The 16397-nt window shown below is 36.3% G+C and carries 11 protein-coding genes; 3 read left to right on the forward strand and 8 right to left on the reverse strand.

Translation table 11 applies throughout. The annotated features are described in order from the left end of the window. Positions 1-11: 11 nt before the first annotated feature. Positions 12-2798 (reverse strand): alpha-mannosidase, encoded by a 2787-nt coding sequence (locus tag BC781_RS00755; RefSeq protein ID WP_109615341.1) that lies wholly within the window; start codon positions 2796-2798, stop codon positions 12-14. A gap of 12 nt (positions 2799-2810) precedes the next feature. Further along, positions 2811-4187, reverse strand: coding sequence for an HAD family hydrolase (locus BC781_RS00760; RefSeq protein WP_109615342.1), 1377 nt, complete (start codon positions 4185-4187; stop codon positions 2811-2813). Between the two features lie 501 nt (positions 4188-4688). Here BC781_RS00760 and BC781_RS00765 point away from each other — a divergent pair. From BC781_RS00765 to BC781_RS00775, 3 genes are all read left to right on the forward strand, one after another. After that, positions 4689-5297 carry a hypothetical protein gene (locus BC781_RS00765; protein WP_146201586.1) on the forward strand — a complete coding sequence of 203 codons (609 nt, stop codon included), beginning with the start codon at positions 4689-4691 and terminating at the stop codon, positions 5295-5297. A 94-nt stretch (positions 5298-5391) separates the two neighbouring features. After that, positions 5392-6243 carry an AraC family transcriptional regulator gene (locus BC781_RS00770; protein ID WP_109615344.1) on the forward strand — a complete coding sequence of 284 codons (852 nt, stop codon included), beginning with the start codon at positions 5392-5394 and terminating at the stop codon, positions 6241-6243. An 11-nt stretch (positions 6244-6254) separates the two neighbouring features. Then, positions 6255-6653, forward strand: a complete 399-nt coding sequence (locus BC781_RS00775) for a hypothetical protein (protein WP_109615345.1) — start codon at positions 6255-6257, stop codon at positions 6651-6653. Positions 6654-6686: 33 nt separating this feature from the next. On the opposite strand, the gene BC781_RS00780 is transcribed toward BC781_RS00775, so the two are convergent. From BC781_RS00780 to BC781_RS00805, 6 genes are all read right to left on the reverse strand, one after another. Beyond that, complete coding sequence (locus BC781_RS00780) at positions 6687-8138, reverse strand: DUF5009 domain-containing protein (RefSeq protein WP_109615346.1); 1452 nt, start codon at positions 8136-8138, stop codon at positions 6687-6689. After that, positions 8125-9318: a hypothetical protein gene (locus BC781_RS00785; RefSeq protein WP_109615347.1), complete on the reverse strand. Its 1194-nt coding sequence runs from the start codon at positions 9316-9318 to the stop codon at positions 8125-8127. Before BC781_RS00785 ends, BC781_RS00780 begins: the two co-directional genes overlap by 14 nt. 87 nt (positions 9319-9405) lie before the next feature. Next, positions 9406-10902 carry a SusD/RagB family nutrient-binding outer membrane lipoprotein gene (locus tag BC781_RS00790; RefSeq protein ID WP_109615348.1) on the reverse strand — a complete coding sequence of 499 codons (1497 nt, stop codon included), beginning with the start codon at positions 10900-10902 and terminating at the stop codon, positions 9406-9408. 13 nt (positions 10903-10915) lie between these two features. After that, positions 10916-14140, reverse strand: a complete 3225-nt coding sequence (locus BC781_RS00795) for a SusC/RagA family TonB-linked outer membrane protein (RefSeq protein ID WP_109615349.1) — start codon at positions 14138-14140, stop codon at positions 10916-10918. A gap of 211 nt (positions 14141-14351) precedes the next feature. Next, on the reverse strand, positions 14352-15659 hold the full coding sequence (locus BC781_RS00800) for an FAD-dependent oxidoreductase (protein WP_109615350.1): 1308 nt from the start codon (positions 15657-15659) through the stop codon (positions 14352-14354). 33 nt (positions 15660-15692) lie between these two features. Next, positions 15693-16397 carry an FAD-dependent oxidoreductase gene (locus BC781_RS00805; protein ID WP_109615351.1) on the reverse strand — a complete coding sequence of 235 codons (705 nt, stop codon included), beginning with the start codon at positions 16395-16397 and terminating at the stop codon, positions 15693-15695.

Raw genomic sequence — 16397 nt, forward strand, 5'->3', positions numbered from 1 at the left:
GATCTTGCTACCTAAAAATGAAGTTTAATACTTTCAATTCTTTTTGGTGCAATTGTCAATTCAATCGTGTTCTCGTGTACTACTACTAAACCTTCTTTGTATATTTCTTCCAAAGTAATCAACTCTGCTCGCTCAATTGACTTTGCAAAAGTGACTGTGGTCTGCTGTTCAACCATAGTCGGATTGTATACTCTCAATACTTTTGCATTTTCAATAGGATTCTCTGCTCCTTTGAATGCCGAGAAGACTACATTTTTATTTTCAATATTCAAGAATGAAACTTCAGTACCTAGCTCACCTTCAAGTTCTCCTGTTTGTACCAAACGAAGTGTATTATTGAAGTTTAGCGCTTCTTGGTATACATTAGCTTCTTCTGTTCCCCAATTTCCTGTGTGCGGATAGAATGCCATGCGGAAGTTTTGTTTCCCAAGGCATTGTGCTCCTTTTTCATGTGTATAATCTTGCTCAGCAGCAGGATTGATGATAAACTCAAACGAACGAATTAGCGTGATTGCCAATGTTTTTTGCTCGTCTTGAAGTACTTCATATTCTTTCAAACCATCTACCAATAGCGCTACACCATTCTTATCATCTGCAACATCTACGAATTGGTGCATTGGGAAATCGTACATTGGTTGTTCTACCCAATCGCTCGTATCAGGACGCTCCAACGAACGTTTTACGACATCAAATTGTCCTTCTCCGTAAGAGAATGCGTTGTCTCCTACTTGTGTAGGGAACATGATACGTAAACGGTGACTTTCTACACGGTTATCTACTTCTAAGTTGAATTCTAGGTTTTTAGAACCTTTGTTCAATGTTGCTTTCAACACAATAGCACACTCCGTAGTATTCCCGTTTAGTGCTTTACGGTCTGCAAGGTTGTTGTAAAGATCTAGGTTAAATGCAATCTCTACTGTTGAAGACAACGCACCGTTTTCAATGATACTGATTGAAGGTTTTGCATTTAAGCTTGTTACAAATGGCTCTGTTGGTGTATTTACCCAAGCATGACCTGCTTCACCTTCATCGTAGATATAACCTACTTCTTTGTACTGAACACCATTTGTTTTTGAATGAATGTTGAAAGATCCGTTTTCGTTTACTTCTACTTTCAAGAATTCGTTTTCAAGAACTGGTCTTTGCTCCAATACTGCAAGTGGTGCATTTTCTGCTACTGCTTCTTCAGTTGGTTTCAAGCGGAATACTTTCACACCATGCGCTGGCACATTCTGAAGATGGACATAGGCTTTGTAACGTTGCATATCGAAGAACATTGGACGGTTTGTCATTTCTTCCACAACAAGTTGCTTTCCTTCTTCTTTGATAAGCTGATATTCTACTTTACTCCCCTCTGCATCTACCAATTCAAAGCCTTTTTGAGCAAACTCTTTTGGCATATCCAAATAAGCTTCTACTACTTCCGAACGTGAAGTTGAGTTCGGGTTGATTGCCGAAATGAATACTTTTGCTTCATCTTCAGCCATCTGATCCGTAAATACTTTAGTGCTCAATTGTGGCAAAGTATATTTCATTGCTCTCTCAAAAACACCTCTCGAAATCTCGATAGCCTCTTTGTAACGGTGCATCATATCTTCGTGGATGGCATCTAACGAACATCCACCGATAGAATCGTGCGCTGCGTTTTGTAAGATTTTCTCCCAAGCAATATCCAAGTAAAGATCTCTTGTATCCTTACCTAATAGACCTGCAAAATGATTGAATTGCTCTGCATAGAACTGTGTCCAACGTTCTGCATCAAAGTTCTTTTGTTTCAGATACATTCTTGCAGAAGTAGTGTAACCATACATGTTACCACTTCTAGGATTGGCTTGTGCCGAACGACGCTCACCTGTTACAAGGTTCAGTTCGTCTTCTTTTACTGATTTTGCAATAGCTTCTGCATACTCAAGTAATGTAGAATGACGAACGTCTAAGCCTGTTTGTGCTTTAATATCTTTGATCAGTTGGCCTGTTTGTCCGTTAGGGCCTGAAGAGTCATGACCTTCCATCCAAATTTTGTGTGGTGTTGTAAAGTCATTGTCTTGCTCTTCTCTCAAACGGTTTACCCAATACTCAATATTTTCTGGGAAGTATTCATTTCTTTTTTTGATGAAGAAATAATCTTCCTCTTGTTGTTCTTTATCTGCAAAATGGAAAGCCGAACCACCTTTAGACCATTTGTACTCTACGTTCCAAGGATCTTCATTATGGATTGCATTTCTGTAAATGTAGAAATAGAAGTTGTAACGTGGCATGGTCGAAAATCTCGAACTTACCATTTTAGTACCGTCAGCACCTTCCCACATAAACTCTGACTTTGGCGCTTCCAAAGCATTTACACCACGATAGAACATGATTAACTCAATACGGAAATCATTATAGATTTGTGGCAATTGAGAAATTTGTCCCCAAGAGAATGGTGAATATCCAATTTTAGATACTCCACCAAATTCTTTACAGATTTTGTGCCCTAAAAGTAGGTTGCGAACATGGTTCTCTCCTCCTACTTGGAATTCATCTGGCAAGATGTACCAAGGACCAATCAACAATCTATTTTCACGAACTAACTGAACAATACGTTCTTTATTGTAAGGCTTTACTTCCAAGTAGTCCCTCAAGACAATCGACTGACTATCCAGATGGTATGCTCTATAATCTGGGTCTGATTCCAAAATATCTAATGCTTCATCTATCATTTCGACAAGCATCTGACGATTTCTTTGGAATGGAAATCTCCACTCTCTATCCCAGTGTGTATTTGAAATTACGTGATAAACGTTTTTATTCTTTTCCATGATTTCCTCCCTTTAGACTGTAGCTGTAGTTTGTTGTGTAAATAAGTTGTGTTTTAGTAAAGCTTCTGGTACTCCACCTTTACAGATGTGAGAAGCTGCCTCCATATTATGCCCTAAAGACTGAGCAAATGGAACAGCAATACAAAGTCCAATTCCTGCCGCTCTGATCGCAACCATCCCACTTTGACTATCTTCAAAACCTGCTACTTTATCAAAATCTTCGGGAGCAATCCCCAACTGATAAAGTGCAATACTGTATAAGTCTCTATGTGGTTTTAATCTGATCTCGTGAGTAAGAGAAGCAGTCACGAAGCTTTCATAGATATTTCTGTAATCAGAGAATTTCTCGATCAAGAAGTCCTTTTTCTCTGTAGGCAATTCACTTGCTTGCAGTTGCTTTTGTACTACTGCAAAGACTTCTTTGATCACAATCTCTGCCTCATAAAAGATTGAAGATGTTACGAGACCTACCTTAGCAGGAGTTTTTTCAAAAGAAAGACTTAATTCAACCAACTGCGCTGTCAACTCTTCTACAGAAGAATGCTCAAACTTTTCTCCACTTTTGTTCTCATAATTCTCAATGAGTGTTGGTACTAGGTATTTTATATCCTCACCTAACCAACCTCTAAGCATTGGAAGCAATATGCCGATTCCTTCCATTGGTTCAATTAGGTGTTTATCACCACCGCTTTCCCCAAAAACTTCCAACTGTACTTGCTGTCCCTTTCCTTCAGATATCAGACGAAGGATTTCATGATACTTCTGATAGTAAATATCAACAGCTACAGCTACCAAACTACTCTTGGAATCTAGTTTGAAATCGGCTTTACAGTCCTCTTCAAAATGGGCTAAATAGCCCATATCAAGCTGATCTGCTTCTTCCATTTTTGCTAAGTATGTATGCGATAGTATCTTTCCTGCAATCCCTGTTTTTGCAAGATTGATTTTAACTTCTTCTTTTCGGTTTTCATCCTTACCTAAAGTAAGCGTCCAAATAGCTGCATAGATAAAGCTCTTATAAATTTCCTCTTCTCGAATTGAAGATTCATACGTATCTATTAAATATTCGACATGCTTCGTTGTACTATTCCCAATGATATGCGGAAAATCAACAACATGATCTAAGCCTTCCCACTCTTCCTTTGTCATTCTAGCCGAAAGCTTTCTCACCATATATTCCAATGAATACAAGCACAACTCTTCTGTTGTTGTGGTTGTACCATCCATATCCATCACCACAGCCTTCAACATATCTACTCCATGTTCTGCTTTTGGAGCAAGCGGATACAATTCGAAAGGAGGAAAAACAAATTCAGGATTCTGAACCTTTGCGTATTGTTCAGACAACTCCATTACCAATCCAGAAGCACGTTCTCTATTTATGATCATTTCTACAAGTTCTTTTGTTGCTTTAAACTATTCGCCAATCATAAACTAGAGTACTAGCTGTGTATTTTGTACCCTTTTAAAGAATGAGAATCTTAGAAAACATTGAAAAGAAGGAAAGAAAATCAGTATCATTTAATTCGAGAGTACTAAGAACTTCCTTAAATAGAAAAAGATAAGTATGTACTCCTTAAGGAGAGAATAGGAATAGACAGATTTCATGCTAAAGCTTTTGAATTCTTTATTGGGAATTTATACTTAAAAGAATAGTTTGAAGAAAACCCAACCGACAAGAATTCAATAATGCTACTTTCCACCAAACTCTTAACATATTTATTCTTTGTCTTATGTATTTTTTCAACTCAATTGCTCAGAGCACAGAAAACACCGAAGGAAATCGCACAAGATTTAGCAAACCCTATTACTTCGCAAATCAATTTACCGTTTCAAAACAGTTCTGACTTTGATATTGGTAGTTTACGAGGAAGCCGAAACTCCTTTTTTATGCAACCCACCATACCATTTAACTTTAATGATAATCTTTCTCTAATTCTACGACTTACCGTTCCACTTTTGGCACAATACAATATTACAGGTTCAGCTGAAAAAGAAATTGGCCTAAGTGACATCGTTTCTACTTTTTTATTAAGGCCTACTTCTGACAAAGCTAAACTACAATGGGCTGTCGGTTCAGTGATGATTTTTCCTTCAGGAACAGACCCTAAAATCAGCTCTGAAAAATTCAGTATAGGCCCTACTGCGGCTATTATTAAAAGAACTAATGGATTAACTATTGGGGCTTTAGCTTATCAAATTTGGAGTGTAGCAGGTGAGCGATCTAGAGCTGATATCAATCGTTTTTTTCTTTTCCCATTTCTGATTTACAACTGGAAAACTGGTTCTGGATTTAGGGTTAATATGGAATACACAAGAAACTGGGATTCCAAAAATTCTTTTTTTTGGGTTACTCCATTTCTTACCGCACTTACCATCATCGGAAAACGCAAACTTCAAATTGGTATTGGCCCACGCTTTAACTTAGTTGCACCTAATGGAAGTAGAGCTAATTGGGGAATTCGATCATCAATTACATTATTGCCAAAAAATAGATAGAGAATGTCTTATTATTTGGCTAAATAAAATGTATCCATAAAGATTTTTATAAATTTAAGATCAACTTTTATGGATGATCAGACTTCTTTAGGCTATGCAAGATTTCAAAAGACAACATTTCGAACTATTGGGAAAAGAGGTACTCGGTAGAGCTTCTTTCATTCCGCCTTTCAAAGCTAATGCTCCACTAGAAAATGAAGCCCGATTTGTCTGCATTGTAAATGGAAAATCTAAACTTTACATTCCAAACAATCAGTACAATTTTGAAAGCTCTGATTGCTTTATCATGAAATGTGACAACTTTGTAAATCATTGGTTTGAGAATGAAGACGGAAGTCGTTCAGAAGCGATTATTTTTCAACTTTACCCCGAAGTCATCAAGGCTATTTTTGGAGAAGAAATGAAAAGTATTTTTTCTTCTAAAAAGAAAATGACGACAAATTCTGTTGAAAGAGTCTCATCAAATTTGATTCTCAATAACTTCCTGACAAGTCTTCACGCGTATTTCGATCATCCAGAACAAATCAATGATGATTTTATAAAGCTTAAAATTAGAGAACTTATTATCATCTTGATTAACTCTGATAAAAGTGGAGATATAAAATCGATGCTTAATGGGTTGTTTGACACCAATGCCTACGATTTTCAAGAAATTATTCATACCCATTTGTATGATGATTTAAGTGTGGAAGATTTAGCCTTTTTTGCAGGCTTGAGTCTTTCTACTTTCAAAAGAAAATTCAAAACGGTGTTTGGTACAAGTCCAAATCAGTACATCAAAGCCAAACGACTCACTAGAGCACAACACTTACTTCAAACTACAGAAGAGAGAATTTCAGATATTGCTTATGACTGTGGGTTCAACGATACAGGGTATTTCTCCAAACTTTTTAAAACAGAGTTTAATCAATCCCCTTCTGAATACAGAAAACTAAGTATTTTATAAAAAAGACAGCGATGGAAAGAAGAGATTTTTTGAAAGATAAAATAGAACAAGTAGGTAGAGTACTCGGTAAAATGATTGCCAATTTCATGGGAGCTAAATCCCAAGGAAATACAGCCCAAGGAATTGAAATTTCGAATCAATACCTACAAACAGAATTAGATATTGATATCGATCAGATTTTGAAACTCGAAAAAGAAGATTTGAAAAGTTATTTGACGGAAAGAAATCTAACTGCAGAACATCTTGAAACCTTAGTTTCCTATTTGATCGAATTGGGTGATTATCATCAAGATCAACAATATTATCAGAAAGCGATTATTCTAAATGAAATAGCTGATGAAATTTCAAATACACTTTCCTTAATGCGTATGGGAGTGACAGAACAGATAAAAATGAAAATGAATCAATAAACTTAAAAGCTCATTGATTCATTTTCTTTATTTCTAGCTTTTCATAAACCACTTCTTTTTCACAAAGAATATCGTTACAAGTCCTACAAGGGAGGTAATAATCACTCCTCTCATTACGCCAATCCAAGCACCATATTCCTTTAATGAATCAAGGTAAGGTAATGCTCCGATCAAGCCTAAAATTGGTACGACTATAAAAGCTGCTCCTACATAAGCAACCATCGGGTTTTGTCCTATTTGAATAAGTGGTAAAAAGAATCTTTCCTTATTCATCTTTTGAATGATTTCAGAAAGTACAATCAAACTGACGATAGCTAAACCTGTAGTCAGAAAATAATAAGACATGGTTGGAGAGTCTTTTTTTATTCCTCCTTCAAAAGCTTCGAAACTCACACCTAAAAGTATCCAATAAACAGTCCATTGATACATTTTATAATGAAATCGTTGAAGGGCATCCTTCGGGTTTCTGAATAACCAATATCCTCCAGTACACCATAAAACATTTAGCAGAGCAGATAGCTCTAATGCTCTCATTTTATAGCCAACCAGATTCAAGACAATCAATGAACACCCCCATATCACTACAACATAAGATTGATTACTTTTTCCTGTATTTGTTTGTTCTAGTTTACTCTCCTTCACCCATGTTCTGATCAAATCTCCTACAATTGTCCCAGGTATAATGATGTATAGGTATTGTAAGTAGTAAAAAGTATAAAACCATGAAGCAGGAGTCAATCTCCATAATTCATAATTCCAACTTTCTTCAACTCCTTGTGTCAATCTGAAAGCCAATAAAAAAGCCATCAAGCCTAAACGAAGCAATTGATTTTCTTTAGTTAATAAATAAATTAATCCACCGGCCCAAGCCATATTAGCTAAAACAATAATGATGATATCAGATTTCCCGATACTAAAAGTCTGTTCATATAAATTAGGTACAAAATAAAGTGCTAGGATTGCTCCAGCCCACGAAAAGTAATTGAGGTATCTGTTTTGCTTTTCTGATAACTGTGGAAATTTCACAAAGACAGGTAAGACCAATACAAACGCGAATAAAGAAATTAACCATGTTTGTGTATCTGGTGAAGATTGTAAAGCCCATGGTTTAAAATGTTGGATATAAATAGCAAAGAAAGCTAATAAACCAGCCCTTTTGACTAACTGTAGTACAATTTTCCACTTGGCTTGTCCTTGCTCAATTTTCTTAGCCATAGCGAGTGGGATTGCTGCTCCCATTGCAAAAAGGAAGAATGGAAATACTAAATCTACCCACGTTATTCCAGGAATATTTGGCGTAAACTTAAAATCGGGAGGGCCAACTTGTGCATGATACATCCAAGAGGGAAGTTGTACATCATGAGGTATCATTCCTGAAAAAACCATCGCCAAAATCGCTACTCCTCTCAGAGCATCTAAAGCTAGTGCTCTAGGACTCTTTTGTGCTTGAATTGCTCTTGCATTCGAATAATCAGATTTCCTCATAACCTTCAATGTTTAGAATCAATACATAACCTAACTCACCTTCCTGTTTATTAAAATCATTGATCAACTCAAGTTGAGTACTTTCCTGTACTTCTCCTGTCTGATCGTCCCAAAGTTCTTTGGCTGTCATACAACCCAATGAAGGCGTAAGCGGATAAAAATCTTTCCCTTTAAAAAAGCTCGGGTTGATAGTTGAACCATGAATGATCATTTCTGATCTACCACATTTCCCTGCCCAATAACTTTCGTATAAGGAAGCTTCGTGTTTAAATTCGTCACCCAGAAGAGATGCGTAAACTTCTTCAGACCATTCTTTACTGTGAGAATTTGGTACAAAGTTCTCAACTCCAGATTCATAAGGTACTGCAGATATTAAGGTTGGTGAAGGACCTATAAAAACATTGTCACTTTTATCTGTTCCTAATATTTTCATCAGACCTGTTGGCGTATTTCCATTGGTTAAAACTGAAGGGGCATTTGTAGCTGATCTTCCCAAATACGAATACGTTTTTACATCATTACCTTCAGATAAGAATTCACCATCCTTTTTCTGAATATATGCCTTACCTACTTTCTCACGGTTTTTGTCAAGGCACATAATAATGTTCTTTTTCCCTTTTAGTGCTGGAATTTCTAAAAGTCTATCTAAATCTTGAAAACTAAAGCTTGATTGTCTTTTCTCCGACTGCGATTGAAAGTACTGGTAGTAAAGCGACGTATCCTTACTTAAATAATTCTGGTATTGCTCTTCCTTTTGTAAAATATTAAGTAAAAGGACTCTGTGTTTCTCACCTTTCTCTATAGCTAACAGTGGAGCAATTTCTGCCAAAAATTCAGTAGGATAAACTCCTTTGATACATAACAATAATTGGTACCTATCCCAATAACTTAAAGATTCGTATTCATTAATTGCGGTTCTAATAATCTGAGCTGACTTCTCATTCTTTTGGTGAAAAGCATAGATTCCCCACATAGCACCGCTAAACTTTTCGGCATTATAACTATACCTCAAAGAATCAAAGATTATTTCCTTGTCTAACTTTTGCTGAAATGCGATTCGTTCAGATTCAATTACCCTTGCAGAGCTCTGACTAAGAACCTTTTCTTCTTTACTTGAATCTTGAATACAAGAACTTGTTATCGTTAAAATTCCTAACGTAATTAAAAAATTCACTTTCATATCATGGAATATTTACAATTGAAAAAAAGGGAAAAGAAAGTCAAAAAACTTCCTAATCCCCTCCATTTAACCATAATCAATATCTATCTAATTCACATCCCACCACATACGAGTGTATTGAGTATCTCCACCCATACGATTTACAGCCTCTTGATAATTATTTGAGTTATAATTTATCTCCGCTGTTGGATAAGGAATTCTGCGTGGCATAGTTTCATTACCAGGGAAGTTGAACACTGGAGCAATTGGTTCTGGGAAACCAGTTCTTCTCATATCGCACCAAGCTTGTACTTCGTTTGTGAATAATGCTACCCACTTTTGAGTCATAATTTGCTCTAAAGCATTCGCAGAATTGAATTGTATATTTTGATGTGCTTTGAACGTATCAATAGCCGCTTGGTCAGTTACTTCAAACTGTTCCATTGAAGCATCAATACCTGCTAAATAATATTCAGATGCACTACCTGCTACCCATCCTTTTAATGCTGCTTCAGCCAATAAGAAATTAACTTCTGAAGCACTGATCAAATGAAATGCTACTTCTTCTGCCTGAGAATTGAATGCTGGACCAATGTTACAGAAGTTTGGTTTGTAATGATCATCATAACCCAAGTTTAGGTCTGCAATACTTTGTCCGTTATCCAAACCTACAAATTCACCATCAATGTTTGGCTCAAGGTAGCGTGGTAAACGAGGGTCTGTAGTACCGTCTTCAAATTTCATATTGTCAACAAGAAGTGTACTTCCTCTAACCTCATTCCATACATAAACAAAACCTAGGGGGTTCTTTGTATCATGAGTTACTGCATTCTCAGCTGTTTCAGCCATAATTTTCACATTGTCTACATTTCTTAAAATCAATTGATCTAAAGAAATTTCAGATATGATGTTTTGAGCTACCGCTGGTTCTACATTACTCATACGCATAGCCAATCTCAATTTTAGTGAATTGGCAAACTGAATCCATTGTTGTATATTTCCTTCAAAAAGTACATCTGCTGTACCAAAAGTAGGATAGCCCAACGCTTGGTTTTCTTCGATTTGGACAATCGATTCATTAAGCTCTTTAAAGAAGTCCGTATAGATGTCTTCCTGTTTATCAAACTTAGGAAGGTTCATTTCGATAGCTTCAGAATATGGAATATCACCATACAAATCAGTCATTGTCGAATACATATACACATTCCAGATTCTTGTACAAGCCAATTGTATTGGGTTGACCCTATCTGAAGTTTCCAATATCTTTTTAGCTTGATAATTCAAGTTCAATGGAGCAAAATATTTTTTTGCATAGTAATAATCCCAGATTCCATTTCCTGGTGAAGGCTCGAAAATGTCACCAGAAAAAGCAGGTTGAATATTCGCCCAGTGTTGTGACCAATAACCTGTTGAAGTCTGATTTACCAATTGATAAATTCTATAACTCATCCCTGAACCTGTCACTAAAGATCTAGTGAAAAGTGGTCCTGGTTCCATCGTATTTGCACCAGTTTTAGGATCGTTTATGTCTTCAAAATTATCAGTACATGCTCCAAACAGTAATACCGTTAAAAGAAGCACTAAATATTTATTCAATGTTTTCATGACTTATCACTGTTTAAAACTCTACTTTAAGATTGAATCCGTAACTAGCTGTCTCAGGGAAAGCAAATATTTCGATACCTCCAGCATTGTTTGTTGCTACTGTCGAGTTAGGCGAAACATTTGGTACATTGCTATACAAATAGAATAAGTTTTGACCTACTGCCGAAAATGTTACATTTCTGAATGGCGTGCTTTCCAACATTTTATTTGGGAAAGTATAGCCCAAAGAAACTTGTTGTAATCTTAAGTAAGAAGCATCATAAACATAAGCTTCAGTAATGTTGCTCAATCTATCATAATATAGTTGAGGATCAACGTAAGCCTCTACTGCTTGCCCTTCTTGGTTTACACCTGTAACTTTCATACCTCCAGTTGGTGTCCAGCTGTTTGAAGGAACATTTGCTTGTGCTCTTAGTGCTTCAGATTCGTACCAGCCATCTCTTCCATCTACAGAAGTAGCTAAAGTACCTCTCTGATTTCCGACTAGGTTAGTGTATGAGAACATGTCATAACCAAACTTACCATCAATCGCTACATTTAGAGAGAATTGCTTGTAACGGAAGCTATTATTAATACCTAAAATCCATTTTGGAACAGAGTTACCAATAGTTACTTGCTCATTCATTGCACCATCTTCTGTAAGCTGATACATAGGAAGGTTTTGCTCATCAAGCATAATTGTACCATTTTCGTCTCTCATATAGGCAGTACCAACAATTTGACCAAGAGGTTGACCTGCTTGATGCTGAATCATAGCTCCTCCTGCTGCAAATGAATTCAACACTGGAACTCCTTCTGTTAATTCTAATACCTCTGACCAGTTTCTACTGGCATTTACATTCATCTGCCAAGTAAAATCATTTGTTCTTACAATATCCGTATTTAGAGCAATCTCAAGTCCTTGGTTCATCACTAAACCTGCATTTGTCAGACCTGTATTATACCCTGAAGATGGAGGTAGTGGTGCATAAAAAATCTGATTATCAGTACTCGTTTGATAATAGGCTACATCCAAGATAATTCGATCATCAAAGAAGTGTGTTTCTAGACCAAAGTCAATTGATCTTGCTCTTTCTGGCTGTAGTTCATATAATGGTTTTGAAGAAGGAATTCCTCCATAAGGTAAACCATAGTACTGATTAGGATTTGTAGCAAATGAATAGAAGATGCTATGTGGGCCTAAGTCATTTCCAACTTCAGCATAAGAAGCTCTAACTTTCATCATATTAACCGCTTCAGGTAAATTAACTGCCTCTGAAATAATCCAGCTTAAATCCACTGAAGGGTAATAAAAACTCCAATAACCTGGTGCCAATGCTGAAGTCCAATCATTTCTCATATTAAAGTTCAAGAACAATTGGTCTTTGTAATCGAAGGTCAATGTTCCAAACAATGATTGCATCGTTTTCTCAGTAATTGATTGACTTGTGATTACATTATTAAAGTTTTGAAGAATATAACCCAAGTTCGGATCAACAATTCCAGACTGACTCGAAGAAGCATATCCGTTACTTTTGTTATAACGTAAGTTACCACCCGCCATGAAACTGAATCCGAAATCACCGAAAGATTTCAAACCACTTAAGAATGCATCATAGTTAACTTCACTAAAGTTTGACTTAGAGTAATTGATTGTCGCTAACCCTGCAGGTTTATATAGTGTTTGATCTGCAGTATGACGCTCTCTTTCATCCATTGTATAATCTATACTAGCTCTAGTTTTTAAAGAGAAATTATCTAATGGTACACCAACTAATAATTTCTTAATATCTAAGTCTAGCTCTGTAAAAGCAATAATTCTATTTCTTACATCTTGGTTAGTATTTTCATTTACCGCCCAATAAGGGTTCTGCATTAAAGGATTTGATGCAAAAGGAAATGAACCCGTTCCTGCCCATACTGGATAACCACCTTCCATTCTGTAGTTTGTATTATACATTACAGGAAGACCACTATTGGTTTGATACACTTGAAGTTGATCCAATGAAACTGATCTTGGCATTTGAGATAAAGTATACATTGGGTTATCAGGTGAACCACCTAAGTTTGGTCTGTTGAACACATCTTGATTGATGATATTCACTTTAGAATCCATTGTCAGATAATCCGTCAATTTAGAAGTCGCTCTCAAGTTCAATGACAATCTTTCTAACTCAGCATTTGGCATAATACCTTGATTTTTCATGTGAGTAGCAGAGAAATACACGGTATTATTTTCTCCTGATTTACTTACAGAAACAGTATTATTAAATGTTGATCCTGTTCTAAAGAAATCTCCTACAGGATTTTCATTGTTTGTCATCAAAGTTTGTGTCTCACCCAAAAAGTTAGTCACTTGTTGTCCTGTCATTTTAGGACCCCAACCATTTACACTTGTCGCCAAATATTTACCACCAGAACCTTGTGCATATTGATTTTGGAACTCCGGAACTACATTTGGTCTTTCCCAAGTATAGTTAGCATTGTAAGTAACTTTTAATTGATCATTCTTTGATCCTTTTTTAGTCGTAATCATTACAACACCATTCAAACCTCTTGACCCGTACAATGCTGCTGCAGCACCACCTTTCAAGACGTTGATAGATTCAATGTCTTCAGCGTTAATATTATTTATGTTAGAACCATAATCGAAACCACCAAAAGCACCTGCTCCAGAACCACCAGAGTTTTCCATTGGTACTCCATCAATTACAATTAAAGCTTCATTACTACTCGATAATGAATTGGCTCCTCTTATTCGAATAGAAGTAGATCCTGCTGCACCTGAACCCGATGTAGAAACATCCATACCTGCAATTTTACCAGATAAAGCCGAGAATGGTGAAGCTGCTGCTACTGTTGTTATCTCTTCTCCTCCTACTTGTTGCATGGCATAACCAACCGCTTTTTTATCACGTTTGATACCCAAAGCTGTCACTACCACTTCCTCCAATTGCTCTGCATCTTCTGTCATCACAATATCAAAATGAGATTGTGTCCCTACTTCTACAACTTCACTTTTATAACCTATATAACTAAATTCTAGGGTTGTAGCTCCTTCATCAAGTTCTAATTTAAAGTTACCATCAAAGTCCGTAATTGTACCATGTGAGGAATCTTTGATCTTCACATTCACCCCTATTAGAAGTTGGTTGTTTTGGTCTTTGACCGTTCCCGTAACAACCCGGGATTGTGCCCATAAAGGAAGTGCTGTCACAAACAGTAACAATACTGCCAATAATTTGGATATCTTATTCATGTGAATCGGATGGTTTAGTATTAGTATTAAAATCTATCTATCCTTCTAATTAAAAGGACATAGTCCACGAAAAATATCATCTATCTGTAATGAAGAGTGCTTCATACACTTTATGTACTCAAAGTTTTTTTAGATTTTTTTTAATAAAAAAGACACCCCATCAGAGTGCCTTTTTCATTATTCTTAAGTGTGTATAATTTCATCACTACAATTAGATGTTGTAACTAACTTCTTCTTGAATTTTGGTAATCGATATATCTCTCAAATTTTTAGTTTCTATGGCTGATAAAGCCGCCGCTGTACCACAAGCTTCACCTGTAGCACAAGCCGTTGGCATAATTCGCAACGCACTATGTCCTTCTCTTGTAGATGAAATACATCTTCCTGCAACCATTACATTTTCCACTTCAGATACGAGTAACGATCTGAAAGGAACATCGTAATAATGACCTTCAGGTAAATCTTCCATTCTACTTTCTTCGTCCTCTTGCCCGTGAATATCTATTCCATAGCAGCCTCTTGCTATTTTGTCTTCAAACTTTGTTCCACCAGCAATGTCATCTCCTGTCACTTCATAATCACCCAAAGCTCTTCTTGTTTCTCGAACACCAACTTGCACCGCTGTTTCTAGTAAGTATGCATTTTCAAATCCTTCGACCTCGTCTTGAAGCATTCTGCAAATTGCATCTACTTGCTCTCGTCCTATAACTTCTGCTTTAGTTAGGTCATCAGCATTACTAGCATCTAGTCCTAAAATATTGGAACAGTTAAATGAGCCTTCGCCGTCTTCTGGTAGTGTTGTAAAGAAAACATATTCCAAACCTTTCGGTAATTTCCCTTGCTGAATACCTTTTTTGACATGTGCTGTCCAACCAGCAATAGAAGCTATTTTACCTTCTTCATAAACAAAATCGTTCCATGCTAAAAAGTCTTGTGGATTTTGTTTTGCCCACTCAAATGCTTTTTTCATGTCAATTCCTGCCATTCGGAAGAAAAGTGTCATGGCTTGTGTTTTACCTGTCTTTTCATCTCCTTTTACCCAAGGTAGATTTCCAAGATAAAGTAATTGAGCATCACCAGTCGTATCAATAAATGTATTTGCTTCAATTCTTTGAACCAAACCATCCACTAATACATCTATTGATTGAAGTCTTTTATTTTCAACTTCTACGGTAAGCGGTTCTGCATGAAGTAAAATATCTACATTCGCCTCTTCCAACAATTCCAAGGTTGCAATTCTGAAGTTCGCTGCATAAAAACCATTATCGATCATTCCTCCTTGAGAAATCATGCGATCTTCAATGTCTTGAAAAACACCTTTCACTAATTGGTCACCATCAATATCGTGCTTCATGAAAGGTGATACCATACCAGCTGTTGACATTCCTCCCACAAAACCATAACGTTCGATTAAAAGCGTTTTCACACCCATTCGACCTGCCTTCACTGCGGCTCCAATTCCTGCAATACCAGCACCAGCAACCACTACATCATACGATTTCTTTTCTATTTCTGTCATGATAATTCTCTGTTTAATCTCAAAAAGAAATATTTAGATAATCTTTTGAGAAGCTGTTGGGGCTAATTGTATTCTTTTATTCTCTTTGTTAAGTTGTTTTGTTAGCTCAGTCATCACATGATGAGCTTTAACCTCTGCTTCAGAAAGTGTATTTGCTTCAAAATTCAAATCTATCCACACTCTTCCATCATTCAACTCTTTAGACTTCAACACTTTTGCTGTTTGTAAATCATAAGAGTTTAATCCTCCTGTAAGAATTGGGTGAATAGAGTAAGATAATACCTTTTGATACTCACCATTTACTTTTTCTAAATCTTTGGTTTCAGAAGTATCAACCAATTTCTTTCCTTCAATTGTTCTTTTTCCATCTTTGGTCATAACGGAAATCTTCACACCACCTTCTTCCATTTCAATATTGAATGGAGACGCATGAAAAAGTAAAGAGATATTGGAGTGTTGAAGTTTTTTAAGAAGGAATGATTTTACTGTTTCAGGGTTGAAAAAGATGTCTTCTTCACTTTCAAATAAAACTGCCCCTCTTTCTTTTTTCATTTCATCAACTAAAGCTAATTCTGCTTCTGAAATATCTTTCAAAGTGAGAAGTGCAAAGTTTTCTGTCATGCTTCCTCCGCAAAAACCATATTGGTTAATCACTAAAACTGATTCACCAAGATTAGCTTTTTCTAAGGCTAGGGCTACTCCATTCAGAGTAGCCTTATTTATAATTATGTCGTACAT

This window comes from Sediminitomix flava (assembly GCF_003149185.1).
Taxonomy (GTDB): Bacteria; Bacteroidota; Bacteroidia; order Cytophagales; family Flammeovirgaceae; genus Sediminitomix; species Sediminitomix flava.

What these genes read in the sequence shown, in the direction of transcription:
- BC781_RS00805 (WP_109615351.1), bottom strand. Translation starts at nt 16,397, where the DNA reads ATGTACGACATAATTATAAATAAGGCTACTCTGAATGGAGTAGCCCTA.
- BC781_RS00760 (WP_109615342.1), bottom strand. Translation starts at nt 4,187, where the DNA reads ATGATCATAAATAGAGAACGTGCTTCTGGATTGGTAATGGAGTTGTCT.
- BC781_RS00800 (WP_109615350.1), bottom strand. Translation starts at nt 15,659, where the DNA reads ATGACAGAAATAGAAAAGAAATCGTATGATGTAGTGGTTGCTGGTGCT.
- BC781_RS00770 (WP_109615344.1), top strand. Translation starts at nt 5,392, where the DNA reads ATGCAAGATTTCAAAAGACAACATTTCGAACTATTGGGAAAAGAGGTA.
- BC781_RS00765 (WP_146201586.1), top strand. Translation starts at nt 4,689, where the DNA reads ATGCAACCCACCATACCATTTAACTTTAATGATAATCTTTCTCTAATT.
- BC781_RS00790 (WP_109615348.1), bottom strand. Translation starts at nt 10,902, where the DNA reads ATGAAAACATTGAATAAATATTTAGTGCTTCTTTTAACGGTATTACTG.
- BC781_RS00780 (WP_109615346.1), bottom strand. Translation starts at nt 8,138, where the DNA reads ATGAGGAAATCTGATTATTCGAATGCAAGAGCAATTCAAGCACAAAAG.
- BC781_RS00775 (WP_109615345.1), top strand. Translation starts at nt 6,255, where the DNA reads ATGGAAAGAAGAGATTTTTTGAAAGATAAAATAGAACAAGTAGGTAGA.
- BC781_RS00755 (WP_109615341.1), bottom strand. Translation starts at nt 2,798, where the DNA reads ATGGAAAAGAATAAAAACGTTTATCACGTAATTTCAAATACACACTGG.
- BC781_RS00785 (WP_109615347.1), bottom strand. Translation starts at nt 9,318, where the DNA reads ATGAAAGTGAATTTTTTAATTACGTTAGGAATTTTAACGATAACAAGT.
- BC781_RS00795 (WP_109615349.1), bottom strand. Translation starts at nt 14,140, where the DNA reads ATGAATAAGATATCCAAATTATTGGCAGTATTGTTACTGTTTGTGACA.